The sequence below is a fragment of the Enterobacter sp. MGH 4 genome (assembly GCF_000534735.1).
GTDB classification, from domain to species: domain Bacteria; phylum Pseudomonadota; class Gammaproteobacteria; order Enterobacterales; family Enterobacteriaceae; genus Enterobacter; species Enterobacter intestinihominis.
In genome coordinates, this window is the sequence record NZ_KI973289.1 from 1231148 (window position 1) to 1253936 (window position 22789).

The window sequence follows — 22789 nt, forward strand, 5'->3', positions numbered from 1 at the left end:
TCAGTTGCCCTCCCCGGCCGCGATAGCGTTTACCACATCCAGCGCACTGCGTACCCCATCTTCGTGGAAGCCGTTGTACCAGTACGCGCCGCAGAACCAGCTCCGCTGGCGACCGTTTATTTCGCCACGCCGGGCCTGGGCTTGCCAGCTTTGCGGGTTAAAAAGCGGATGCTCATAGACAAAGCGGCGCAGCACATAGCGTTCTTCCACCGGCGTTTCCGGGTTGAGGGTGACGCAAAACAGCGGGCTACCCGGCGGCAGTCCCTGCAAAATATTCATGTTGTAGGTGACGCAGGCGCTGGCCCGATCCTGCTCGCTGAGGCGGTAGTTCCAGCTCGCCCACGCGCGCTTGCGCACCGGCAGCCAGCGCGGATCGCTGTGAAGCACCACCTCGTTACGCTGCCAGCCGATATCACCCAGCACCTCACGTTCAGCCTGCGTTGGGCTGGCGAGCATCGCCAGCGCCTGAGCGGAGTGGCAGGCGAAGATCACCTGATCAAAGTTGTCTGTTACGCCCTCACGCGTTATATCAACCCCGCGATCGTGGCGAATAATCTGCTGCACCGGCGCATTGAGGTGCAGCGTCAGGCGATCGCCAAGCTTGTCCAGCATCGCGCGGATGTACTCCCGGGAGCCGCCCGGCACCACGTACCACTGCGGACGATGGGTAATGTCCAGCAGACCGTGGTTTTCAAAAAAGCGTAAAAAGAGCGGCAGCGGGAAGCGTTTCATCTCCTGTAGCGAGGATGACCAGATAGCCGCCCCCATTGGCAGAATGTAGTGACGCGCAAAAAAAGGCGTGAAGCGGTGCTGGTGCAGGAACGTCTCCAGCGTGGCGGACTCGCTGACGTCACCCCGGAGCGTCTGTTTCGCCAGCCGGTTAAAGCGCACGATCTCCTTCAGCAGCGTCCAGAAGGCAGGGTTTAACAGATTACGACGCTGGGCGAACAGCGACGTCAGCGTGTGGCCGTTGTACTCCAGCCCGCTCTGCGGGTTATGTACCGAAAAACTCATCTGCGTTTTTTGCCCGCTGATGCCCAGTTCGCTCAGCAGCCCCATGAAGCGCGGATAGGTGCGGTCGTTGTAGACAATAAAACCGGTGTCGATGGCAAAGTTGCCCTGCGGCGTGTCGACATCCACCGTTGCAGTATGCCCGCCCGGCGTAGCCTGCGCTTCAAACAGCGTGACCTGATGATGTCCGGCGAGCCGCCAGGCACAGGTTAACCCGGCGATACCGCTGCCGATAATCGCGATCTTCATGGTCGCACCATCCTGCGCAGCAGTGCGCGCTGAAGTATATCGGGCAGACCGGAGAGCAGGCGCAGCGCCAGGCTAAACCCGGCGGGAAACGCGATATGATCCTTCCCTTTTGCCAGACCGCGACGAATGGCATGGACGGCGTCCTCCACGCTGACCCGGCCCGGCATCGGGAAATCATTTTTTCGGGTCAGCGGCGTGTCGACAAAACCAGGTGAAACGACCGTGACGGCGATCCCTTTCGGCTCCCAGTCGAGGCGCAGCGTCTCAGCAAACCAGGTTAACGCCGCTTTAGAGGCGCCATAGGCTTCGGCTCGCGGGAAGTGAAGCCAGTGCGCCATCGAACTGACCAGCACCACGCGGTTGCCGGATATCAGCTGCGGCTGCAACGCCGCAAGGCAGTTTACCGGCCCCATGAAATTGGTGGTCATGACCCGCGCCACCAACGCGGCATCCACCTCGCCGCGCTCGAGATACTCGCAGGTTCCGGCGCAAAGAATCACCGTGTCGGCAGCACAGTCCGCCAGCGCCTGGCGACAGGCGTCCCTGTCTGTCATATCGAACAGGCGCACCGTAATGTTGGGGCTGTGCTGATGCACGGCTGCCAGACGTTGCGCATCGCGCCCGCAGGCAATCACCCGGTAGCCATCGTCGGCAAAAGATTTCGCCAGCCCGGCCCCTATGCCCGAGCTTGCGCCGGTGATCAGAACCGTTTTCATGATTTCACTCTCCGCTTCACGCCGCGTACGGCCCAGCCGAGCACCGGAAGATGTTCGTAAATCATCTCTCCGGCATCGTAGTAATCCCGCTGGCGAACAATGCGATCGTCGCGCATGTCTACCACAGAGCAGCCCGGCAGCTGGCGCATTGCCCCCCGGGCAATACGCGGGTGCGACCAGTGCATCATCCAGGTAACAACAAAGCGATCGCCCTGCTGCAACGGTGCATCGACGGTAAAGCGGCACCGCTGGACGTTAGCCAGCAGGTGAGTGAAATAGCGCTGAATCGCGAACAACCCGCTGTGTTCGCCAAAGGGATCGATAAGCGTGGCATCGGCGCGATAAATCTTTGCCAGCGCCGAAGGTGGCTGGGTATCCAGCGTGGCGTAATAATCAACGAATCGACTGATGACGGACGGCAACGTGCTCATGGGTCACATCCTGGCTGTAAACAACGTAGCGAAATCGCATAATTAAAACTTACACAATTAGCGTTATTTGTCCAAGTTTGTGCAGATATATTTTTTATACCTATTTTAATTCAGTACTTTAAAAACTTTCCCTGAGGTGCCAATTTGAGTCAAAAGCAGATTCTCACCGCCGTGCCGTTATTTTTTAGGGATAACCTTAAGGCAAAGGTGCCATTTATCTTCCAGACTTATCCTTTTAATTCATAAGGATGTCACGCGATGAAAAATTTACTGATGGCGCTCTTTTCCAGCCCGGAATCCTTGTTGCAGGTTATGAGTCACCAGGAAATTATCGAAGCCGTAGAGGATGGCGACCGCATCATCATCGATCAGGATGGAAACGCCTCGGTTAACTACAAAAGTAACGAGGTTCGGCAGGACTTTCTGCGCCATGTCAACGCGCTGAAGAGGGCCTGAAATGGGAACGGCAATATTCATGGTATTGATGGTATGCGGCTACTGGTACACCAGCCGCGATCTCTCAACCCGGTTCAAAATTAAGCGTTCATTCGGCTGGGATGTCTATTTTCTTGTGGCGCTGTATGGCTGCATTTTCGTTTTACAGGGCGTGATCGCCACCGGCCTGCTCTGGCTGCTGTTGTTCGCCCTCTCCGCCGCCGACAACACGTTCCATTTCACGTCCGCAAAATACGCCGACTGGCAAATTGATTTTATGAACTGGAGCTTTTTAGGAATTCAGGCTCCGGTCGTGGTGATGCTGGCCTTTGCGATCCTGTTTTGTCTCTATCGTTCTAACTGGGCCGGTAGCGCGCGGCTGGACGGCGAAGGCCGGAAAAAGCTCTACAAGCGGCTGGCGCAATCGAGCGGGATTGAACAACTGCTCTATCAGTGCATGGAGGAAGGTGAACTTGCGCACGTCACGCTGAAGTCGCGGCGGATTTATATTGGCATGATCCATACCGCCACGCTGGAGTATGAAAAAACCGCCAATATCGTGCTTATCCCGATGCTGAGCGGCTACCGCGACGGGGAGAACATGCAGCTGTGTATTGAGCACAACTACAGCAAATGGTACGCCGAGCATGAGGTTACGCTCGACTCAGAACCAAAAAGCGCTATGGATTTCCGTAAGGTGATCATGCTTGATCAGATCGAGAGTATTTCGCTGTTCGATCCGGCAAGTGCCAGCGCGCTGGCGATGCGTGAATAAAAAAATGGCGCCTTATTTCTAAGGCGCCAGGATTATGTGGATGAAACCTGAACTTATGGCGTTACGATATTGAACCAGAAGTCAAATTTGTCCATGTAGCTCAGCATCTCTTCCAGCTTCGCCTCGTTTCCACTCACCTTCACGTCACCTTTATCCATCGCCTGCTTCAGCGTCTCTTTCTTAAGGATGATGTTGTTCAGCGTGGTGCGATCAAGCGCGATAGTTGCGTCGGCATCCTTCGCCTGCGCGTTGGCGGTATGGTTCAGCACGCCGTTTTCCAGCTCCAGCTTGTATTTGCCGCCATCCTTACCGAGATCGACATTGAAGACCGCCTTCGCGTTACCGGCCCGCACCCCGTTGATGTGCACACCCAGGTAGTCGAAGAACATTTCCGGGGTCATCGCTCGCACGGTATCCGGGCTGGCGGTGTTCGGCGTCGGCAGCTTCTTCACGCCATTACGCAGTTCTTGCGCGCCGGTCAGGTAGAAGTTACGCCAGGTGCCCGCCTCCGCCTGGTAACCTAACTGCTCAAGCGCGTCGGCTTCCAGATTACGGGCAGCCTGGTTGTTAGGATCGGCAAAGACCACTTTGCTGACCACCTGAGCAACCCAACGGTAATTACCCTGCTGATAATCCGCTTTGGCTTTCTGCATGATGGCATCAGCGCCGCCCATGTACTGCACGAACTTCTTCGCAGCCTGTTCAGGCGGCAGCTCGTCGAGGGTTGCCGGGTTGCCGTCGAACCAGCCGAGATAAAACACGTAAGTGGCTTTGACGTCGTGGCTAACGGAGCCGTAGTAACCGCGGCTTGCCCACTGTTTCTCGAGCGATTCCGGCAGCTTAAATTCTGCGGCGATCTCATCGCGAGTCAGGCCTTTGTTGGCCATACGCAGGGTCTGGTCGTTGATGTAGCGGTACATATCGCGCTGGCCTTTCATCAGCTTGACGATATTCTCGTTACCCCAGGTCGGCCAGTGGTGCTGCGCAATAATCACTTCCGCGTCCGCGCCCCAGCGCTCAATGGCGGCGTTAATGTACTTAGACCAGGCCAGCGGGTCGCGGATTTTCGCGCCGCGCAGGGAGTAGGTGTTGTGCAGAGTATGGGTCACGTCCTCTGCGGCCTCGATCATTTTCTTCTCTTTGACGTACCACAGCATCTCCGACGGAGCTTCTGAACCCGGCGCCATCATAAAGTCGTAGGTCAAACCGTCGATCACTTCTTCCTGACCGGTATGGGTAATGTAGTCGGTCGGCGGGATGAGGGTGACAGTACCCGCAGAGGTGGTGGTGCCAAGGCCTGCACCCACCTGGCCTTTTGCATCCGGCTTCAGCAGGTTGCCGTACATATAGCTCGCACGGCGGCTCATCGCGTTTCCGGCCATAATGTTTTCGGAGACCGCCTCTTTCATAAAGCCATCCGGCGCGTAGATTTTCACTTTGCCAGACTTGACGTCAGCTTCGTCAACCACGCCGCGCAGGCCGCCATAGTGGTCAACGTGGCTGTGGGTGATCACCACAGCGACGACCGGTTTCTTGCCGCGGTTTGCATAGTAGAGATCCAGCGCTTCTTTCGCCGGTTCAGCGCTTAACAGCGGGTCGATAACGGTAATGCCCTTCTCGCCCTCAATGATGGTCATGTTGGAGAGATCGAGATTACGGATCTGATACACGCCGTCGGTGACCTTAAACAGCCCGCCAATGTTGATCAACTGTGACTGACGCCACAGGCTCGGGTTAACCGTATCCGGGGCTTTTTCACCCTCTTTGACGAAATCATATTTCGCCGGGTTCCAGATAACGTTCCCCTGCTCGCCTTTGATCATGTTTTGCGGCAGCGGGGCGATAAAGCCTTTATGGGCATTTTCAAAGTCGGTTTTATCGGCAAACGGTAATTTGTTATACAGGGCGTTATTAGCCTGCTGGGTTGTAGGAGTGGCATCCTGCGGCTGTACTTCCGCAAACGCGGAAAGCGACAGCGACGTCAACACACCGGCCAGCGCCAGATGTTTAGCGATTATCGTTAATTTCATTAAATGGCCTCATAGATTAATTGCGCCGCCAGCGATATTTAATTGTGGCGGATAATTTTAATGCGAACTCATTGAGGACCATTCTAACCAGAATACCTTCCCTTCATAGTCCCATATGGGACTGGTTATTTATCGATTCGTAATCCGTGGGCTATTGCTGCTATACTCGCTACCATAGCAGACGTTGCGGGGAGAGGCTTAGCGTGAATTTTCAGGATATCCATACCTATTATCAGCAACTCAATATTGGGCAATTTTTTCCGCAAATGCTTTGTGAAGGCGAGGTCTTAACCGTTGCCGCAAATAAAAAACTCACCGTTGAACCTGGCTATATTTATTTCTGTACTGAAGGGTCGCTGACGATATTAATGCCTGATGATGGGCTGAATATTGGCAATACTATTGAGTATATGCCGATCGGGTTAATGGAAAGGTATTGTCCACTGGCGAAGTATGAATATCGCAGCAGTGCCAGGGTGAAACTGGTGAGAATATCCTGGGCCGACTTCGACCAGATATTTTTCCAGGGTGGGCCTGAGCGCATGCAGGCGCTGGCCACCATACTGACCTATATGTCGATATTCACCATCGACCTGCATAACGAACGCAGGCAGGTCACCAGCTACCAGACCATTAAACCCATGCTCTATCGCTATCTTTATCGGCAGGAAACCCACACGGGAGAGAATGAGGGTCTGGCGCTGTTTATCATCAAGCGCACTAACCTGTCGCGAACGCATGTCTTTCGCGTGCTGGCGGATCTTAAAGCCGGGGGCTATATCACCATGAAGCGCGGAAAGCTGGTGTCGATAGACCGTCCGCTGCCGGAGGCGTATTAAATTACGCCCCTGAAGCGAATGCTTCAGGGGCTGGCTGATTAACGCACCAGGTGCAGGAAGTGCAGATGTTTTTCATACTGGTCCAGGATATCGTTAATTAACTGCTCCTGGTTCCAGCCCATCACATCGTAATTTTGCCCACCTTCCTTGAGGTAGATTTCTGCCCGATAGTACCGGTGCTGTTCTGCCTGATTCTCATCATTCTCCATGGCCGCTAGCGCGAAGGTCGGCGAGTTATAGCCACGCAGCCTGACTTCATAAATGAAATTCAGCTCATTGCCTAAATCCACCTCAAGGCGAATACGATCGTCCGACGCGTCGCTGATATGGCTCTGCGTTCCCTGCTTATTCAGTTCATCCTGCACCAGCACCATGGCCGGTTTGATCACCTCTTCCATAAAGCGTTTCACCAGGGAGCGTTTAGGTAAGTAGGCGATGTTACGCAGTCTGCGCTGCCACGGAATGGGGTTACGGGCCGCTGTCGGCGCGATCGTGGCCATACTCAGGCTCTCGCGTTTGGTCAAATCGCGTCGGAGCGCCTTCAGCAGGCCATAGATCGACACCAGCAGGATCATCGAGAACGGTAGCGCGCTGGCGATAGTCACGGTTTGCAGCGCACTCAGTCCGCCCGCGAGCAGCAGCGCGATAGCGACTACGCCCATCAGCGCGGCCCAGAAGATGCGCTGCCAGACGGGTGTATTGGCCTCGCCGCCGGACGCGAGGGTATCCACCACCATCGCCCCGGAGTCAGCGGAGGTTACAAAGAAGACAATAACCATCGCCATGGCGATAAATGACAGCACGGAAGAGAACGGGAAATGCTCAAGGAAATTAAACAGCGCCAGCGCCACGTCCTGCTGGACGGTATTCGCCAGATCGGACGCTCCCTTGTTCATGATGAGGTAAATGGCGCTATTGCCGAACACCGTCATCCACATCAGGGTAAAGCCCGCCGGGACAAACAGCACGCCAGTCACGAACTCGCGGATGGTTCTGCCGCGGGACACACGGGCAATGAACATCCCGACAAACGGCGACCAGGACAGCCACCAGCCCCAGTACAGCAGCGTCCAGCCTCCCAGCCAGTTGCTGGATTTCGGTTCATAAGCGTACAGGTTAAACGTCTTGCTCACCAGCTCGGACAGGTATCCGCCGGTATTTTCCACAAAGGATTTCAGCAGGAGTACGGTTGGCCCCAGGCACAACACCAGCACCAGCAGCAGTACCGCCAGCCCCAGATTGAGCTCTGATAAAATGCGAATGCCTTTATCCAGACCGGACACCACAGAAATGGTCGCCAGCCCGGTAATCAGGACGATAAGGATCACCTGCACGGTATCGTTGATGGGCACGCCAAAAAGGTGGTTCAGCCCGGCATTGACCTGTAAAACGCCGTAACCTAACGAGGTCGCCACGCCAAATACGGTGCCGATTACCGCGAAGATATCCACCGCATGACCTATCGGGCCGTAAATACGGTCCCCGATAATCGGATAAAGCGCCGAACGAAGCGTCAAAGGCAGGCCGTGGCGGTAGCTGAAGAACGCCAGAATCAACGCAACGATGGCGTAGATAGCCCAGGCGTGCAGCCCCCAGTGGAAGAATGTCAGCCGCATGGCCTCTTTGGCCGCAGCGACCGTTTCAGGTGTCCCCACCGGCGGGGAAAGGTAGTGCATGACCGGCTCCGCCACACCGAAGAACATCAGGCCGATCCCCATCCCCGCCGAGAACAGCATGGCGAACCACGAGTGGTAGCTGAAATCAGGCTGGGAGTGGTCGGGCCCGAGTTTAATATCGCCGTAGCGGGACAAGCCGAGGAACGTCACGCTCATTAAAATCAGCGCGACGGCAAGAATGTAAAACCAGCTGGCGTTGGTGAATATTTGCTGTTGCAGTAGCTTAAAGTTTTTATCGGCAACGTCAGGGAAAATCGCGGCAAAGGCGACAAGAAGGAAAATTAACAAAGCAGATGTGTAAAATACCGCTTTGTTAATCTGGCTTTTGGACTGCTTTGGGATAGTGTCGTTTCCACTCATATAGTGTCTTCCATAAACGTATTGACCGCTCTGAATGAGAGGCGTGATCTGCGTCAGGGTAACAAAATCCCTTTATGAATGCAGGTCTGAAACGTTCAATTATACACTATCCCCAAAGGGTATTTGTTGCGCGTTAACGCATCCCTATGCCATTGCATTATTTCGCAGGCAAGAAATGGTTAATTATCCCGGCCAGCCGACTTGGGCCGTAAGTTCTCATCGAATACCAGCCGTTTGCGTCCGGGCTCTTCTTCCCGCAGCGGCTCTACCTGATACAGCGTCTGCTTACAGCGATCCACCAGCACCTGATACTCCCGCGTGCCCTGCTTTTTCCACTCTATTTCCTGCGCGCTTAGCTCACGAATCGCTTTCGCCGGACTGCCAAGAATTAAGTGATTCGCAGGCATTTCCGCTTTGGCCTTCACAAACGCCGCCGCCCCGACGATGCTGTTTTCGCCGATCGTCGCTCCGTCCATCACCACCGCATTCATCCCCACCAGCGCATTACGGCGGATAATGCAGCCGTGCAGGATCGCGCTGTGGCCGATATGCCCGTCCTCTTCCACCACCGTGTCCTGCTCCGGAAAACCGTGCATCACGCAGTTATCCTGAATGTTCGCGCCGTCTTTCACCACGATCCGGCCAAAATCACCGCGCAGGCTGGCGTTGGGGCCTACGTAAACACCTTTGCCGAGGATCACGTCGCCAATCAGCACCGCGGTCGGGTGAACATAGCTCTCTTCAGGCACGACCGGCGTCAGACCATCAATTTGATAAACAGGCATACCCTCTCCTTATGTGATATTCAGACCACCAAAACGCTGGTGATAAAGCGTGCCGGGCGCGGGCAGCTCGCCGACGGAGGTTTCCCCCTTCTCACTGACAAACGCCAGGGCTCCCGCTGCCACGCGCTGGTAGATGTTAATGCACAGCTGTCGCGCGCTCTGTCCCGCCCAGTGCGCCGGGAGTAACTCCTCCGGCAACAGCGGATCTTTCAGCACCACGCGACGATAAAAATGAATGAGTAACAGCTGGATCTGAAAGCAGCGTTCCGGGGTTAAATCCTCGGGCGACGCCTCTTTCAGCAGCGGCAGCAGCGGACGGAACGAGTTGATAAACGTTTCGTACATCGCGTTTTGTTCGGTCAGCTGCCAGCACTCTTCCACGCGGGATCGTAACGCCGCGCGTGACAAAGCCAGCGGCGAATGAGCTTCAAAGAAAATGACGTTTTCCGCCACGCCCGCGTCATGCAACAGCGACTGCACGTCCGCGAGGTTCTGCGACGGCGAGGCCATCAGGCTCGGCGCCAGCGTGCCGAACCCTTGCCAGATGAGCTGTTTTTTCACGTCCGCGAGCGTGGTTTTATCCAGCCCCTCGGAAAGCAGCAGCAGCCATTTACCATCCCACGCCGGCAGTTCTGCACGGTAGATTTTATTTTCCGCGCGTCGGGTCAAACGCAGCCCCTTGTCGCTGAGACGGTAAAAGCTGCGGCGGCCAATGCGGGACACGTCCAGCCAGCCCTCTTTGTTGAGGCGAAACAGCGCGGTGCGCACAAAGCGCTCCCCGAATCCCATCCCTTCCAGCAGGGCCGCCAGACTGCCGAGCCAGATCTCTCCGCCGCGATGGGAAAGCGCGTCGCCATACAGCGAGGAGATAAGCGACGTTCCGCTGACGGGAACAGAGCTGACTGCGTGCTGGATAAAGGCATCAAGTTTATTCATGTGATTCATTCTGTTGTTATTTTTTTCCTGGATGAATCATAGCATAGGAATCTGGGGTTTCCCCCTCACCCTAACCCTCTCCCAAAGGGAGAGGGAACTTAATACACCCTCTCCCTTTGGGCTGAGGGATCCCCAGTAATTTTTTTATGCAGAAGCAATAAAGTTGCTTTCTAAATGACTGAGGGCTGTCAGCGATGCCCTGGTCCGGCTGTAAATCGCTGAGGCGTTTGCCTTCCGGCCGGGGCGAGGCGCAGGGATGCGCCGAGAGGGCGGCTTTACAGGGACGTTGCCTCCGCCCGTACCCGATAAGCCGGAAGGAATAAGCCGAGGGCACCGCGAAGCGGCGATTTACCGCCGGGAGCCCGGGTCGCCAGGGTGGTGGCGACTGAGCCACCCTGGCACGTTCACCGGTCATGTCGTTACAGAGTAGCAAGGAACATAAAGTGAACGGAATGACCACCACCGCCGTATGTTCCCCTCACCCTAACCCTCTCCCCGGAGGGGCGAGGGGATTGCTCAGTGCTCGCATTAATTTGTGGGGAACCCTCAGCCCTTTGGGAGAGGGCTGGAGTAAGGGAAATTCAACCGTTGGCTGCCACTTTACGCAAATCAAACACCCGGCAGGCTTTACCCTCGGATCGCGGTATGCTGCCGCAGTTAACGATCATCACATCGGTTGAAATCCCCACCATCGATTTAATCCGATGACGCAGCTGATGGCAGACCTGACAACGCTGTTCATGCGTCAGCGTTAAGCTACTCTGTTTCAGCTCGACTTTCACCGAAAGTGAATCAAGATGCCCGCGGCGGTTCACCTCCAGTTGATAGTGCGGCGAAAGATGTTCGAACTTGACGATCTCCTCTTCCAGCTGTGACGGGAAGACGTTAACGCCGCGAATGATGAGCATGTCGTCGCTGCGCCCGCTGATGCGATCCATCCGGCGCATGGTGCGTGCGGTACCCGGCAGCAGGCGCGTCAGGTCGCGGGTGCGGTAGCGGATCACCGGCAGCGCCTCTTTGGTCAGCGTGGTGAACAGCAGTTCGCCCTGCTCGCCGTCGGCCAGCGGCGTGCCGTCATTCGGGTTGACGATCTCCGGGTAGAAGTGATCTTCCCAGATGGTCGGGCCGTCAGCGGTTTCAAGACACTCCATCGCCACGCCCGGCCCCATCACCTCGGAGAGACCATAGATATCCAGCGCGGTAATGCCCAGCCGTTTCTCGATTTCGCGGCGCATCGCCTGCGTCCACGGCTCGGCGCCAAACACGCCGACGCGCAGGGAACAGGCGCTGGCATCACCGCCCATCTGACGCTCCAGCTCTTCGATCAGGTTCAGGCAGTAAGAGGGCGTCACCATGATCATATCCGGCTGGAAATCGCGGATCAGCTGCGCCTGCTTCTCCGTCTGGCCGCCGGACATCGGGATCACCGTCGCCCCCAGACGCTCTGCACCGTAGTGCGCCCCCAGCCCGCCGGTGAAGAGCCCGTAACCGTAGGCGACGTGAATTTTATCCTTCGCGCTGCCCCCGGCGGCGCGCAGGGAACGGGCGACGATATTGGCCCAGTTGTCGATATCATTCTGGGTATACCCCACCACGGTCGGCTTTCCGGTGGTGCCCGACGAGGCGTGAATACGCACCACCTGCTCCATCGGCACCGCAAAGGTATCGAACGGGTAGTTGTCGCGCAGATCCTGCTTGGTGGTGCACGGGAATTTTTGCAGGTCCGCCAGCTCGTTGAAATCGTCAGGGTGAACGCCCGCGGCATCAAACTTGCGTTTGTACATCGGAACGTTGTTGTAGGCGTGGTTCAGCGTCCACTTCAGGCGCGCGGTCTGCAACGCCTGCAATTCATCAATGGACGCGGTTTCGATCGGATCAAGCTTTGTTGTATTTATCATCGCAGGGTACTCACATTATTGTTCGCTCAAACACGCTCAAGGATCATGGCAATGCCCTGACCCACACCGATGCACATCGTACACAGCGCGTAGCGCCCGCCGCGTCGGTGCAATTCATTGCTCGCGGCCAGCGCCAGTCTGGCACCGCTCATTCCCAGCGGATGACCTAGCGCGATCGCTCCGCCGTTCGGGTTGACATGCTCCGCGTCATCCGGCAAGCCCAGCTGACGCAGCACCCCCAGCGCCTGTGCGGCGAAGGCTTCGTTAAGCTCAATGACGTCCATATCGGTGATACTGAGTCCGGCACGTTCCAGCACCTTACGGGTGGCGGGAACCGGGCCTAATCCCATCAGACGCGGCTCGACGCCCGCGGTCGACATGGCCACAATGCGGGTGCGCGGGGTTAACCCCTGGGCAAGCGCCATCGGCTCGCTGGCGATAATCAGCGCCGCCGCCCCGTCGTTGACGCCAGAGGCGTTCCCCGCCGTCACCACACCGTTCTTGCGAAACGGGGCTTTCAGCGCGGCAAGCTGTTCCAGGGTGGTTTCGGCGCGCGGATGCTCGTCTACGCTCACTTCCGTTACCGCGCCTTTTTTCCCCGTTACCTGTACCGGGATTATCTCCTGCGCCAGAACGCCATTCTGCTGCGCCAGCGCGGTGCGCTGCTGGCTGCGCAAGGCAAATGCGTCCTGATCGGCACGGCTTATATTTAACAATTCCGCTACATTCTCTGCCGTTTCCGGCATGCTGTCAGTTCCGTATTGCTGATGCATGAGCGGATTCACAAATCGCCAGCCGATGGTGGTATCGAAGATCTCCGCCTGACGCTGAAACGCCGCGGTGGCTTTACCCATCACGAACGGCGCACGGGACATGGATTCGACGCCACCGGCGATCAGCAGATCGCCATCCCCGGCCTTAATGGCGCGCGCCGCAAAGCCAAGGGCATCCAGACCGGAGCCGCACAGGCGGTTAATGGTGGTACCGGAAAGGGTCTGCGGCAGCCCGGCCAGCAGCGACGACATGCGCGCCACGTTGCGGTTATCCTCTCCGGCCTGATTTGCGCAGCCGAAGATCACGTCATCTATGCGCTCCAGATCGAGCTGCGGGTAACGCGCCAGCAGCGCACGCAGCGGAACGGCCCCTAAGTCATCGGCACGCAGGCTGGATAATCCTCCACCGTAGCGACCGACCGGGGTACGCACACCCTCACAAATAAATGCGTTACGCATCAGGCTTCTCCTGTCACACTGCCGCCGGTGCGGTGGGATTTCCCGCGAAAAAGAGCGACGGTTTTCTGTTGTTGATTCTGAATTTCGATGTCGTAGACGCCGGTCAGTTTGCCCTGATGCTTCACCCGCGCGGTAGCGGTCAGCTTATCGCCAGCAAAGCCCGGACGCAGAAAATCGATGGCGCAGCCTGAGGCCACCGCCGCCAGCCCCTGACTGTTGCAGGCGTAGGCAAAGGCGGTATCGGCCAGCGAGAATAGCTGTCCGCCGTGGCAGGTTTTATGCCCGTTAAGCATCTGCGGGGTGATGGTCATGGTCACCACCGCGTAGCCCTCGCCCATCTCGATAATGTCCATCCCCATCGCCTGCGCGCAGGCGTCCCGTTCGTACATCGCGCGGGCGTTATGCCAGGCGTTATGACTCATAACTACTCTCCAGAAGCGCACGCTGGCGCAGCAGTGAACAGGGGCGATAACGTTCCTCGCCGTAGTGACGTTGCAGGTTCTCCAGCAGCGTTAACAGACGCTGCCAGCCAAGGCGCTCGCCCCAGGCGATGGGGCCGCAGGGATAGTTGACCCCTAAGCGCATGGCGGTATCGATGTCTTGCTCACTGGCGACCCCTTTTTGCAGGGCATCCAGCGCTTCGTTGGCAATCATCGCCACCGTGCGCCAGATCAGCAGGCCGGGGTAATCCGCAATCTGGACCACCCGTTTCTCCTGGTGCTGCAACCAGTAAATGGCTTTCTGCGTGGCGGCGTGCGGGTTGCCGGGCGCGGCGGCTATAACGGCCACATCCCGCTCGATGCGGTCGACCACCACCACCGGACAGCCGTGGCGCAGCGCCAGCGACTGCGCGGTTTCACCCTGCGTTTCGATCAACAACAGATCGTCAATTTCCGTGACACCGTCACTTCTTCGCTGTGCGCGCATCGGGCTGAAGCTGTGGCTGACCGGGGCGAGCCAGCTGACGGCGGGTTTGTCCTCCTGCCAGCGGTAAACGCCCTGCCCGCTTTTCTTACCCAGACGCCCCGCCAGCACCAGCTCCTGCTGCACCAGCGACGGCAAAAAACGACGCTCCTGCCAGAAGGCGTTAAATACGGAGCAGGTCACGGCAAAGTTGACGTCCTGACCAATCATGTCCGTCAGCTCAAGCGGCCCCATCGGGAAACCCCCACCGTCTCGCAGGGCGGCGTCGATCACCTCGGGCGCTGCCACCTGCTCTTCCAGCGCGCGCCAGGCTTCCGAGTAGAAAGGACGCGCTACGCGGTTGACGATAAACCCCGGTGTGGACTGGCAGCGTACCGGCTGCTTTCCCCAGCTCAGCGCCAGCTCGCACAGCGCATCGGCCACTTCGGGTGAGGTCGCCAGCCCGCTGACCACCTCCACCAGCTTCATCACCGGGGCAGGATTGAAGAAGTGCAGCCCGGCGACGCGTTCAGGGTGGTTTATCTCCGCCGCAATCGCGGTAACGGAAATGGACGAGGTATTGCTGGCGAGTAGCGTCTGCGGCGGACAAACCTCTGCCAGCTGGGTAAACAGCGCCTTTTTCACTTCAAGCCGCTCGGAGGCCGCCTCGATCACCAGATCGGCTTTCGCCAGAGCACTAATATTCGTCACCGGCGTCAGGCGGGCAAGGACCTGTTCCCCGGCGTCGGCAGAGAGTTTTCCGCGCGCAACGCGAGAGGACAGCCGCTGGCGAATGCCGTCGACGGCGCGGGAAATCGCCGCAGCGTCAATGTCGTACACCAGAACCGGATGACCGTGGGTGGCTGCCACTTCGGCAATCCCGGCGCCCATGGTGCCGCTGCCAATGACGGCGACCGTATGGATATTCACCATCTTATTTCCCCGTAAAGTTCGGCGCGCGTTTTGCCAGGAACGCGCTGACGCCTTCCCGGTAGTCGTCGCTGCGTCCGGCCAGACGTTGATAGTCGCGCTCCAGATCAAGCTGGGCGTCGAGGGTGTTGGTTTCGGCGGCGTTGATTGCCTGCTTGATCAAGCCCAGGCCATAGGTCGGCTGCGAGGCAAAATGCAGCGCCATCCGCTGTGCGGTGGCGGAGAGCTGCTCGTCGTCCACCACCTGCCAGATCATTCCCCAGGCCTGTGCCTGCTCGGCGCTGAGCTTGTCGCCCAGCAATGCCAGCCCCATGGCGCGGGCGCGTCCGGTCACGCGCGGCAGCAGCCAGGTTCCGCCGCAGTCCGGTACCAGCCCGAGCTTGCTGAAGGCCATCACAAAGCTGGCTGAACGGGCCGCAATCACCATGTCACAGCCGAGGGCCAGCGTGGCTCCTGCCCCCGCCGCCACGCCGTTAACCGCGCAAATCACCGGCTTCGGCAGTTTTGCCAGACGGCGCACCAGCGGGTTGTAAAAAGTCTCAACGGACATGCCCAGATCCGGCGCGGGGCCGGTCGGGTCCACGTTACGGTCGTTGAGATCCTGCCCGGCGCAGAAACCGCGTCCTGCCCCGGTGATCAGCAGGCAGCGGATAGCGTCATCGCGCTCGGCCTGCTTCAGGCATTCGGAAAGCTGCTGGTGCATGACGTCGTTAAAGCTGTTCAGGCGCTCCGGGCGGTTCAGCGTAATGGTCATTACGCCCTGCTCAACATGGCTCAGAATAAATTCCACAATTAGCGTCCTTTAAAGTCTGGGGTGCGTTTTTGTAAAAAGGCGTTGATGCCTTCCCGGCGATCGTCGGTGGCCGCGAGTAGCGCAAACAGCTGACGCTCCTGCGCCAGCCCGGCCTGAAGCGGCACTTCCTGCGACTGGCGAAGCGCCTGCTTCGCCGCCTGTAACGCCAGCGGCGAGTGGCGCGCCATCAGCCCCGCCTGCTTCAGGGCGTACTCCAGCGTCAGCGAGGCCGGGTAAACGTCACTGACCAGCCCGGCGCTGTGCGCCTGAACCGCCGTGATGCTTTCGCCCGTCAGCACCATTTTGCTGGCCAGCGATTTGCCCACGCTACGGATTAGCCGCTGGGTGCCGCCTGCGCCCGGCATGATCCCGAGGGTGATTTCCGGCAGGCCAAAGCGGGCGTTATCACCGGCAATCACCACGTCGCAGAGCAGCGCCAGCTCACAGCCTGCCCCCAGCGCGTAGCCGTTCACGGCGGCAATCAGCGGTTTGGTGAAGGCGTTTATCCGCGCCCACAGCTGCGGGCGGATATCGTTCAGTGTGGCGGGCAGGTCTTTCTCCGCCATTTCGTTGAGATCGGCCCCGGCGGCAAAGCAGCGTTCGTTGCCGTAAATCACACAGACGGCGATCTCCGCATCCGCGGCGGCGGCTTCAAGCTGCTCCGCAATTTGCGTGAGCAGGGCATTGTTGAGCGCGTTGCGCGCCGCCGGACGGTTAAGCGTCAGCTGCAACACGCGGCCATGACGGGTGACAATCAGTTCGCTCATGCCATCCCCTTCGCATCAAAATCGACGATAACGTCAGCGGTTAACGGCAGCGCCTGACAGCTCAGCACATAGCCTGCGGCCAGCTCGTCCGGCTCCAGGCTGTAGTTGGTCGCCATGTCCACCTCCCCGCGAAGCACTTTGCATTTGCAGGTGGCGCACACGCCGCCCTTGCAGGCGTAAGGCAGATCCGCCCCCTGACGCAGGGCCGCGTCAAGAATGCTCTCGTCGTCCGCCGTCAGGGTGATCTCCCTGTCGCGCCCGTCCTGACGGACGGTGACCTTCTGCCCGTCGGCCTGCACGCTGACTGTCCGTTTAACGGGGGTTCCCGGCGTGTTAAAGCGTTCAAGATGGATCGCTTTTTCCTGCATACCCAGCGCTTTCAGCGCCGCCTCAGCCTCGTCCATCATCGCCGACGGGCCGCAGATGAAGGCTTCATCGTACTGGCGGAAATTCACCAGCGTTTTTGCCAGCGCATGGAGCTTTTCCCCGTCAATACGGCCATGGAGCAGATCGCTGTCGAGCGTCTCCTGGCTGAAGATAGAGATCAGCTGCAAACGCTGCGGGTATTTATCTTTCAGGTCCGCCAGCGCCCGGCGGAACATCATGCTCTGGCTGCTGCGGTTACCGTAAATCAGGGTGAAGTGGCTGTGGGCTTCAGTGGCCAGCGTAGCGGACATAATCGCCAGCATCGGGGTGATCCCGGACCCGGCGGCAATCGCCAGATAGTGGCCTTCGCGTTCGGCCTGCGGCTGGTAGCCAAAATGCCCCTGGGGAACCATCACCTCCAGTGCCATGCCAGGTTTGATTTCGTCCCGGGCATAGCGGGAAAAACGTCCGCCCTCGATGGCTTTGACCGCCACGCTGATCTCACCGCACGCGGTGCTCCGGCAGATGGAGTAGCAGCGGCGCAGTTCATCCCCGCCAGGACTGGCTTTCAGGGTCAAATGCTGACCGGGACGAAAGCGGTACGCCTCCTGTAACGCCTGCGGCACCGCGAAGGTAATGGTCACCGCGTCGCGGGTTTCAGGTTCCACTTTTGCCACTGTTAATGAATGAAACGTTGTCATGGCAGCCTCAAATACATTTGAAATAGTCGAAGGGCTCACGGCAGGTATTGCAGCGGTAGAGCGCTTTGCAGGCCGTGGAACCAAATTCACTGATGAGCGAGGTATCGGTGCTCGCACAGCGCGGGCAGCTCACCTCCGCGGGAACGTGGGCATGGCAGCTATGGCCGACAGGCGGGCTGATGCCATATTCCCGCAGGCGCCTGCGGGCATCGTCGGTCATCCAGTCGGTGGTCCAGGCGGGCTCCAGTTGCAGCAGAATATGTACCGGGGAAAAGCCGTTCCCGGTCAGAGTTTCGCGGATCGCCCCCAGCAGATGCTCCGTTGCCGGACAGCCCGAATAGGTTGGCGTGAAGCCTATAACCCAGCCTTCCCCCTGCGCCTTCACGCTGCGCACCATGCCTAAGTCGGTGATGGTCAGCACCGGCACTTCCGGGTCGGGGATCTGGCTTAACAGCGCCCAAATCTGCGGGATTTGGGCAGGCGCAATGTCGACGAGGCGTTGCATAGCGTTCTCCTTTACCACTGCTGGTCGGGGTAAACGCGCTGGAGATACTGCATCTCAGCCAGCATCGGTCCGAGGTGTTCAGTATGTAGCCCCTTCTTGCCGCCCGTGCGATACGCCACTTCCTCGGGCACGCGGAGGGTAGCTTCCGCCAGCCCGGCAAACACTTCGCGCTCCCACGGTTCCCGCAGGGCGCGCGGATCAACCGCCACGTCGGTGTCAACCAGCGCCAGCTCGACGTCGTCGGCGTCGAACAATTCAGCCGTAAAGCGCCACAGGCTATCCACCGCCTGCTGCATTTTCTGTGAGGAGGTTTCTGTCCCGTCCCCCAGCCGCACCAGCCAGCCGCGGCTAAAACGCAGGTGATAGCGCGCCTCTTTAATGGCTTTTGCCGCGATGGCGGCAAGCTGACTGTCGCTGCTGTGGATCAACCGTTCGTACAGCGCTACGTTCCACGCATCCATCAGATACTGACGGGCAATGGTGTCGGCGAAGCTGCCGTTTGGCTGTTCCACCAGCAGCAGATTGCGGAACTGACGCTCATCGCGGCCATAGGCCAGGGTGTCTTCATCACCCTTACCCTCCCGTTCAGCGGCGTAGGTCAGGAAATTGCGCGCCTGCCCGAGCAGATCAAGGCCGATATTGGCGAGCGCCAGGTCAATTTCCAGCTCCGGCGCATGGACGCACCAGGCGCCCAGACGCTGTGAGAGCACCAGACCGTTGTCGCCCAGACGCAGGGCATAAGCAGATACGTTGTTCATCCCCAACCTCACATATGCTCAATGCCATCAGGGATGGTGTAAAACGTCGGATGGCGGTAGACCTTGCTTTCCGCCGGATCGAAAAACTCCCCGCTCTCTTCCGGCTGGGAAGCGACGATTTCACTCGCCTTCACCACCCAGATGGAACAGCCTTCGCTGCGGCGGGTATAGGCATCGCGCGCGTTTTCCAGCGCCATGCGGTCGTCGGCAGCGTGAAGGCTGCCCACATGGCGGTGCGACAGCCCCTGCTTCGAACGGACAAAAACTTCGTATAACGGCCAGTAAACATTGCTCATGGTTGATTCCTCTTATGCGGCCTGGCGGGCGCGTTGTTTTTCCGCGTGGGCCAGAGCGGCTTCACGCACCCATGCGCCGTCATCCCAGGCTTTACGTTTTGCGGCCAGACGTTCGTGGTTGCAGATCCCGCGCCCGTTGATCACCTCGTCAAATTCGTGCCAGTCGATTTCGCCGAAGCGGTAGTGGCCGCTCTCTTCATCGAAACGCAGGTCGGGATCCGGCACGGTCATGCCGAGCATCTCCACCTGAGGCACCGTGTTGTCCACGAAGCGCTGGCGAAGCTCATCGTTGCCAAAGCGTTTGATCTTCCAGGCGAGACTGCGGGCGCTGTTTGGGGAGTTGTCGTCGTTGGGTCCGAACATCATCAGCGCGGGCCACCAGAAACGGTTGATGGCGTCCTGCAACATCTGCCGCTGTGCTTCGCTGCCCTGCGCCAGCACCATACAGGCCTCAAAACCCTGACGCTGGTGGAAGCTCTCTTCTTTACAGATTTTCACCATCGCCCGGGCGTACGGGCCGTAAGACGTACGGCACAGCGCCACCTGGTTCACGATGGCCGCCCCGTCCACCAGCCAGCCAATGACGCCGATATCGGCCCAACTCAGGGTCGGATAGTTGAAGATGGAGGAGTATTTCATCTTGCCGTCGAGCATCTTTTGATAGATGTCCTCCCGGGCGCAGCCCAGCGTTTCCGCCGCGCTGTAGAGGTACAGGCCGTGTCCGGCTTCGTCCTGAACCTTCGCCAGCAGAATGGCTTTCCGGCGCAGCGTCGGCGCGCGGGTGATCCAGTTTCCTTCCGGCAGCATGCCGACAATCTCAGAGTGGGCGTGCTGTCCAATCTGGCGGATCAGCGTCTTGCGATAGGCATCCGGCATCCAGTCCTGCGGCTCGATGGCCGTCTCCTGTGCGATGCGTTGCTCAAAGCGTTGTTCTTGCGTCACATAACCACCTTTGTGATTCGTTAAATCACCACAAACAGCAAAATGGTGAATCATTTGGTTTCTTAAAAGTTACACAAAGGTTAAATATAACCCCAAGAAGCGTTTGTTTATTTTGTGACGATGCTCGCAAGCCTTTTCATGAAAGGCCGATTATACAAGGCTTTCGGGTGGTCAGGCTAAGCAATAGAGATCACAACGTTAACAATTCATTAAAACTCAGCTTGCTTTTTATGATTCACGATCAAACTATTTATAGTGAAATCACGAAACACCTGGAGAGAAGAAATGCAGCAGTTAGCCAGCTTCTTGTCCGGCACCTGGCAATCAGGCCGGGGCCGCGAGCGCACCATCACCCACGCCATCAGCGGGGAAACGCTATTTGAAGTCACCAGCGAAGGGCTGGATATGGCGGCCGCGCGCCGTTACGCCATTGAACACGGCGGAGAAGCGCTCCGCGCAATGAGCTTTATCGAGCGCGCCGCCATGCTGAAGGCGGTGGCCAAACATCTGCTGAGCCAGAAGGATCGGTTTTATGCCCTGTCAGCCCAGACCGGCGCGACAAAGGCCGACAGCTGGGTGGATATTGAAGGCGGTATCGGCACCCTCTTCACCTACGCAAGCCTCGGCAGCCGTGAGCTGCCGGACGATACCCTGTGGCCGGAGGATGAGCTGATCCCGCTGTCGAAGGAAGGCGGCTTTGCGGCACGTCACGTGTTAACGTCGAAATCCGGCGTGGCGGTGCATATCAACGCGTTCAACTTCCCGTGCTGGGGGATGCTGGAAAAGCTCGCACCCACCTGGCTTGCCGGGATGCCCGCCATCATCAAGCCCGCCACCGCCACCGCGCAGGTGACTCAGGCAATGGTGAAAGCGATCGTCGAGAGCGGACTGGTGCCGGACGGCGTCATCAGCCTGATCTGTGGTGGCGCGGGCGATCTGCTGAACCAGCTCGACAGCCAGGACGTGGTGACGTTTACCGGGTCGGCCAGCACCGGGCAGAGCCTGCGCGTACATCCGAATATCGTCGCGAATTCCATTCCGTTTACCATGGAAGCGGATTCCCTTAACTGCTGCGTGCTGGGTGAGGACGTGACGCCGGAGCAGCCGGAGTTTGCGCTGTTTATTCGCGAAGTGGTGCGCGAGATGACTGCCAAAGCCGGGCAAAAATGTACCGCCATCCGCCGCATCATCGTGCCGGAAGCGCAGGTTGAAGCCGTCAGCCAGGCGCTGATTGCGCGGCTGGAGAACGTGGTCGTCGGCGATCCGGCCCAGGAAGGGGTGAAGATGGGGGCTCTCGTCAACAGTGAGCAACGTGCTGACGTGCAGGAAAAAGTCGATCATCTGCTTGCCTCGGGCTGCCAGATCCGTCTGGGTGGTAAAGCCGATATGCAGGCGGCTGGCGCATTCTTCCCGCCCACCCTGCTGTTCTGCCCGCAGCCGGACGAAACTCCGGCCGTTCACGCCACCGAAGCCTTTGGCCCCGTCGCCACCCTGATGCCCTGCCGCAACAGTGAACACGCCATGCAGCTGGCGCGGGCGGGCGGCGGCAGCCTTGCGGGAACGCTGGTCACGGCAGATTCAAACGTGGCGCGGCAATTTATTGCCGGTGCCGCGCGCGCCCACGGACGCATTCAGATCCTCAACCAGGAATCCTCGAAAGAATCCACCGGCCACGGTTCACCGCTGCCGCAGCTGGTGCACGGCGGCCCGGGACGTGCGGGCGGCGGCGAGGAGCTGGGCGGCCTGCGTGCGGTGAAGCACTATCTCCAGCGCACGGCCATTCAGGGCAGCCCTTCCATGCTCGCCGCCATCGGCAAACAGTGGGTCCGTGGCGCGGAGGTGCTGGAAGATCGCGTTCATCCGTTCCGTAAATACTTCGAGGAGTTACAGCCGGGCGACAGCCTGCTGACCCCGCGTCGTACCCTGACGGAAGCGGATATCGTGAATTTTGCCTGCCTGAGCGGGGATCATTTCTATGCCCATATGGACAAAATTGGCGCGGCGGAGTCGATTTTTGGTGAGCGCGTGGTACACGGTTATTTCCTGATTTCCGCCGCGGCGGGGCTGTTTGTCGATGCCGGGGTTGGGCCGGTCATTGCCAACTACGGCATGGAAAACCTGCGCTTTATCGAGCCGGTCAAGCCGGGCGATACCATTCAGGTGCGCCTGACCTGTAAACGTAAAACGCTGAAGAAACAGCGCATTGCCGAGGAAAAACCGACGGGCGTGGTGGAATGGGCGGTGGAGATCTTCAACCAGCATCAGCAGGCCGTGGCGCTTTACTCCATTCTGACGCTGGTGGCGCGCCAGCAGGGTGACTTTTAATCAAAGCAATGGCATTAACCTTGCTGCCTGGAGTGTTTGAGCGCATCAAAATAAACGGAAGGTAATACAGGGACTGGTTGGCTTTGATTAATCGAACCATCCAGTCTGCCTGGTTTGGATAAGTTACAAC

Annotated in this window: 22 protein-coding genes; 4 read left to right on the forward strand and 18 right to left on the reverse strand. The window is 58.5% G+C overall.

Annotated features, from left to right (window positions below):
* From L350_RS16635 to L350_RS16625, 3 genes are read right to left on the reverse strand one after another with little or no spacing between them, the layout of a single operon-like run.
* Window positions 1–1260 (reverse strand): NAD(P)/FAD-dependent oxidoreductase, encoded by a 1260-nt coding sequence (locus tag L350_RS16635; protein ID WP_023306143.1) that lies wholly within the window; start codon window positions 1258–1260, stop codon window positions 1–3.
* Window positions 1257–1976, reverse strand: coding sequence for an SDR family NAD(P)-dependent oxidoreductase (locus tag L350_RS16630; RefSeq protein WP_032624307.1), 720 nt, complete (start codon window positions 1974–1976; stop codon window positions 1257–1259). Before L350_RS16630 ends, L350_RS16635 begins: the two co-directional genes overlap by 4 nt.
* A complete protein-coding gene (locus L350_RS16625) occupies window positions 1973–2407 on the reverse strand; it encodes a nuclear transport factor 2 family protein (RefSeq protein WP_022648036.1) in 435 nt (144 codons plus the stop codon). The genes L350_RS16630 and L350_RS16625 overlap by 4 nt, the downstream gene beginning before the upstream one ends.
* A gap of 258 nt (window positions 2408–2665) precedes the next feature.
* On the opposite strand from L350_RS16625, the gene L350_RS16620 reads away from it, so the two are divergent.
* Window positions 2666–2863 (forward strand): hypothetical protein, encoded by a 198-nt coding sequence (locus L350_RS16620; RefSeq protein WP_022648035.1) that lies wholly within the window; start codon window positions 2666–2668, stop codon window positions 2861–2863.
* A gap of 1 nt (window position 2864) precedes the next feature.
* Window positions 2865–3617 (forward strand): hypothetical protein, encoded by a 753-nt coding sequence (locus L350_RS16615; RefSeq protein ID WP_022648034.1) that lies wholly within the window; start codon window positions 2865–2867, stop codon window positions 3615–3617.
* Window positions 3618–3670: 53 nt separating this feature from the next.
* Here L350_RS16615 and L350_RS16610 read toward each other — a convergent pair whose 3' ends face one another.
* Window positions 3671–5647, reverse strand: coding sequence for an alkyl/aryl-sulfatase (locus tag L350_RS16610; RefSeq protein ID WP_032624308.1), 1977 nt, complete (start codon window positions 5645–5647; stop codon window positions 3671–3673).
* A 203-nt stretch (window positions 5648–5850) separates the two neighbouring features.
* Here L350_RS16610 and L350_RS16605 point away from each other — a divergent pair, with 203 nt between their 5' ends.
* Window positions 5851–6486 (forward strand): helix-turn-helix domain-containing protein, encoded by a 636-nt coding sequence (locus L350_RS16605; RefSeq protein WP_032624309.1) that lies wholly within the window; start codon window positions 5851–5853, stop codon window positions 6484–6486.
* 38 nt (window positions 6487–6524) lie between these two features.
* On the opposite strand, the gene L350_RS16600 is transcribed toward L350_RS16605, so the two are convergent.
* The 14 genes from L350_RS16600 to paaA all read right to left on the reverse strand — a co-directional run bounded on the left by L350_RS16600 (window position 6525) and on the right by paaA (window position 20334).
* The gene (locus L350_RS16600) at window positions 6525–8522 is read right to left on the reverse strand and encodes a BCCT family transporter (RefSeq protein WP_032624310.1); all 1998 of its coding nucleotides are present in this window, start codon (window positions 8520–8522) and stop codon (window positions 6525–6527) included.
* A gap of 179 nt (window positions 8523–8701) precedes the next feature.
* Window positions 8702–9307, reverse strand: coding sequence for a phenylacetic acid degradation protein PaaY (gene paaY / locus L350_RS16595; RefSeq protein WP_032624311.1), 606 nt, complete (start codon window positions 9305–9307; stop codon window positions 8702–8704).
* A gap of 9 nt (window positions 9308–9316) precedes the next feature.
* Window positions 9317–10252: a phenylacetic acid degradation operon negative regulatory protein PaaX gene (paaX, locus tag L350_RS16590; protein ID WP_032622213.1), complete on the reverse strand. Its 936-nt coding sequence runs from the start codon at window positions 10250–10252 to the stop codon at window positions 9317–9319.
* 572 nt (window positions 10253–10824) lie between these two features.
* Window positions 10825–12141 carry a phenylacetate--CoA ligase PaaK gene (paaK, locus tag L350_RS16585; RefSeq protein WP_022648028.1) on the reverse strand — a complete coding sequence of 439 codons (1317 nt, stop codon included), beginning with the start codon at window positions 12139–12141 and terminating at the stop codon, window positions 10825–10827.
* 26 nt (window positions 12142–12167) lie between these two features.
* The gene (gene pcaF / locus L350_RS16580; protein ID WP_032624312.1) at window positions 12168–13373 is read right to left on the reverse strand and encodes a 3-oxoadipyl-CoA thiolase; all 1206 of its coding nucleotides are present in this window, start codon (window positions 13371–13373) and stop codon (window positions 12168–12170) included.
* Window positions 13373–13795, reverse strand: a complete 423-nt coding sequence (gene paaI / locus L350_RS16575) for a hydroxyphenylacetyl-CoA thioesterase PaaI (protein ID WP_023300032.1) — start codon at window positions 13793–13795, stop codon at window positions 13373–13375. Before paaI ends, pcaF begins: the two co-directional genes overlap by 1 nt.
* Window positions 13785–15209: a 3-hydroxyacyl-CoA dehydrogenase PaaH gene (gene paaH / locus L350_RS16570; RefSeq protein ID WP_032624313.1), complete on the reverse strand. Its 1425-nt coding sequence runs from the start codon at window positions 15207–15209 to the stop codon at window positions 13785–13787. Before paaH ends, paaI begins: the two co-directional genes overlap by 11 nt.
* Before the next feature lies 1 nt (window position 15210).
* Window positions 15211–15999, reverse strand: coding sequence for a 2-(1,2-epoxy-1,2-dihydrophenyl)acetyl-CoA isomerase PaaG (paaG, locus tag L350_RS16565; RefSeq protein WP_041907448.1), 789 nt, complete (start codon window positions 15997–15999; stop codon window positions 15211–15213).
* The gene (gene paaF / locus L350_RS16560; protein WP_022648023.1) at window positions 15999–16766 is read right to left on the reverse strand and encodes a 2,3-dehydroadipyl-CoA hydratase PaaF; all 768 of its coding nucleotides are present in this window, start codon (window positions 16764–16766) and stop codon (window positions 15999–16001) included. Before paaF ends, paaG begins: the two co-directional genes overlap by 1 nt.
* On the reverse strand, window positions 16763–17833 hold the full coding sequence (gene paaE, locus L350_RS16555) for a 1,2-phenylacetyl-CoA epoxidase subunit PaaE (RefSeq protein ID WP_032624315.1): 1071 nt from the start codon (window positions 17831–17833) through the stop codon (window positions 16763–16765). The genes paaF and paaE overlap by 4 nt, the downstream gene beginning before the upstream one ends.
* A gap of 7 nt (window positions 17834–17840) precedes the next feature.
* Window positions 17841–18338 (reverse strand): 1,2-phenylacetyl-CoA epoxidase subunit PaaD, encoded by a 498-nt coding sequence (paaD, locus tag L350_RS16550; protein WP_032624316.1) that lies wholly within the window; start codon window positions 18336–18338, stop codon window positions 17841–17843.
* Window positions 18339–18349: 11 nt separating this feature from the next.
* On the reverse strand, window positions 18350–19096 hold the full coding sequence (paaC, locus tag L350_RS16545; RefSeq protein ID WP_032624317.1) for a 1,2-phenylacetyl-CoA epoxidase subunit PaaC: 747 nt from the start codon (window positions 19094–19096) through the stop codon (window positions 18350–18352).
* 8 nt (window positions 19097–19104) lie between these two features.
* Window positions 19105–19392, reverse strand: a complete 288-nt coding sequence (gene paaB, locus L350_RS16540) for a 1,2-phenylacetyl-CoA epoxidase subunit PaaB (protein ID WP_003857353.1) — start codon at window positions 19390–19392, stop codon at window positions 19105–19107.
* Between the two features lie 12 nt (window positions 19393–19404).
* The gene (gene paaA, locus L350_RS16535) at window positions 19405–20334 is read right to left on the reverse strand and encodes a 1,2-phenylacetyl-CoA epoxidase subunit PaaA (RefSeq protein ID WP_032624863.1); all 930 of its coding nucleotides are present in this window, start codon (window positions 20332–20334) and stop codon (window positions 19405–19407) included.
* Window positions 20335–20619: 285 nt separating this feature from the next.
* Here paaA and paaZ point away from each other — a divergent pair, with 285 nt between their 5' ends.
* Window positions 20620–22659, forward strand: coding sequence for a phenylacetic acid degradation bifunctional protein PaaZ (paaZ, locus tag L350_RS16530; RefSeq protein ID WP_032624318.1), 2040 nt, complete (start codon window positions 20620–20622; stop codon window positions 22657–22659).
* Window positions 22660–22789 lie beyond the last annotated feature (130 nt).

What these genes read in the sequence shown, in the direction of transcription:
- L350_RS16635 (WP_023306143.1), bottom strand. Translation starts at nt 1,260, where the DNA reads ATGAAGATCGCGATTATCGGCAGCGGTATCGCCGGGTTAACCTGTGCC.
- L350_RS16630 (WP_032624307.1), bottom strand. Translation starts at nt 1,976, where the DNA reads ATGAAAACGGTTCTGATCACCGGCGCAAGCTCGGGCATAGGGGCCGGG.
- L350_RS16625 (WP_022648036.1), bottom strand. Translation starts at nt 2,407, where the DNA reads ATGAGCACGTTGCCGTCCGTCATCAGTCGATTCGTTGATTATTACGCC.
- L350_RS16620 (WP_022648035.1), top strand. Translation starts at nt 2,666, where the DNA reads ATGAAAAATTTACTGATGGCGCTCTTTTCCAGCCCGGAATCCTTGTTG.
- L350_RS16615 (WP_022648034.1), top strand. Translation starts at nt 2,865, where the DNA reads ATGGGAACGGCAATATTCATGGTATTGATGGTATGCGGCTACTGGTAC.
- L350_RS16610 (WP_032624308.1), bottom strand. Translation starts at nt 5,647, where the DNA reads ATGAAATTAACGATAATCGCTAAACATCTGGCGCTGGCCGGTGTGTTG.
- L350_RS16600 (WP_032624310.1), bottom strand. Translation starts at nt 8,522, where the DNA reads ATGAGTGGAAACGACACTATCCCAAAGCAGTCCAAAAGCCAGATTAAC.
- paaY (WP_032624311.1), bottom strand. Translation starts at nt 9,307, where the DNA reads ATGCCTGTTTATCAAATTGATGGTCTGACGCCGGTCGTGCCTGAAGAG.
- paaX (WP_032622213.1), bottom strand. Translation starts at nt 10,252, where the DNA reads ATGAATCACATGAATAAACTTGATGCCTTTATCCAGCACGCAGTCAGC.
- paaK (WP_022648028.1), bottom strand. Translation starts at nt 12,141, where the DNA reads ATGATAAATACAACAAAGCTTGATCCGATCGAAACCGCGTCCATTGAT.
- pcaF (WP_032624312.1), bottom strand. Translation starts at nt 13,373, where the DNA reads ATGCGTAACGCATTTATTTGTGAGGGTGTGCGTACCCCGGTCGGTCGC.
- paaI (WP_023300032.1), bottom strand. Translation starts at nt 13,795, where the DNA reads ATGAGTCATAACGCCTGGCATAACGCCCGCGCGATGTACGAACGGGAC.
- paaH (WP_032624313.1), bottom strand. Translation starts at nt 15,209, where the DNA reads ATGGTGAATATCCATACGGTCGCCGTCATTGGCAGCGGCACCATGGGC.
- paaF (WP_022648023.1), bottom strand. Translation starts at nt 16,766, where the DNA reads ATGAGCGAACTGATTGTCACCCGTCATGGCCGCGTGTTGCAGCTGACG.
- paaE (WP_032624315.1), bottom strand. Translation starts at nt 17,833, where the DNA reads ATGACAACGTTTCATTCATTAACAGTGGCAAAAGTGGAACCTGAAACC.
- paaD (WP_032624316.1), bottom strand. Translation starts at nt 18,338, where the DNA reads ATGCAACGCCTCGTCGACATTGCGCCTGCCCAAATCCCGCAGATTTGG.
- paaC (WP_032624317.1), bottom strand. Translation starts at nt 19,096, where the DNA reads ATGAACAACGTATCTGCTTATGCCCTGCGTCTGGGCGACAACGGTCTG.
- paaB (WP_003857353.1), bottom strand. Translation starts at nt 19,392, where the DNA reads ATGAGCAATGTTTACTGGCCGTTATACGAAGTTTTTGTCCGTTCGAAG.
- paaZ (WP_032624318.1), top strand. Translation starts at nt 20,620, where the DNA reads ATGCAGCAGTTAGCCAGCTTCTTGTCCGGCACCTGGCAATCAGGCCGG.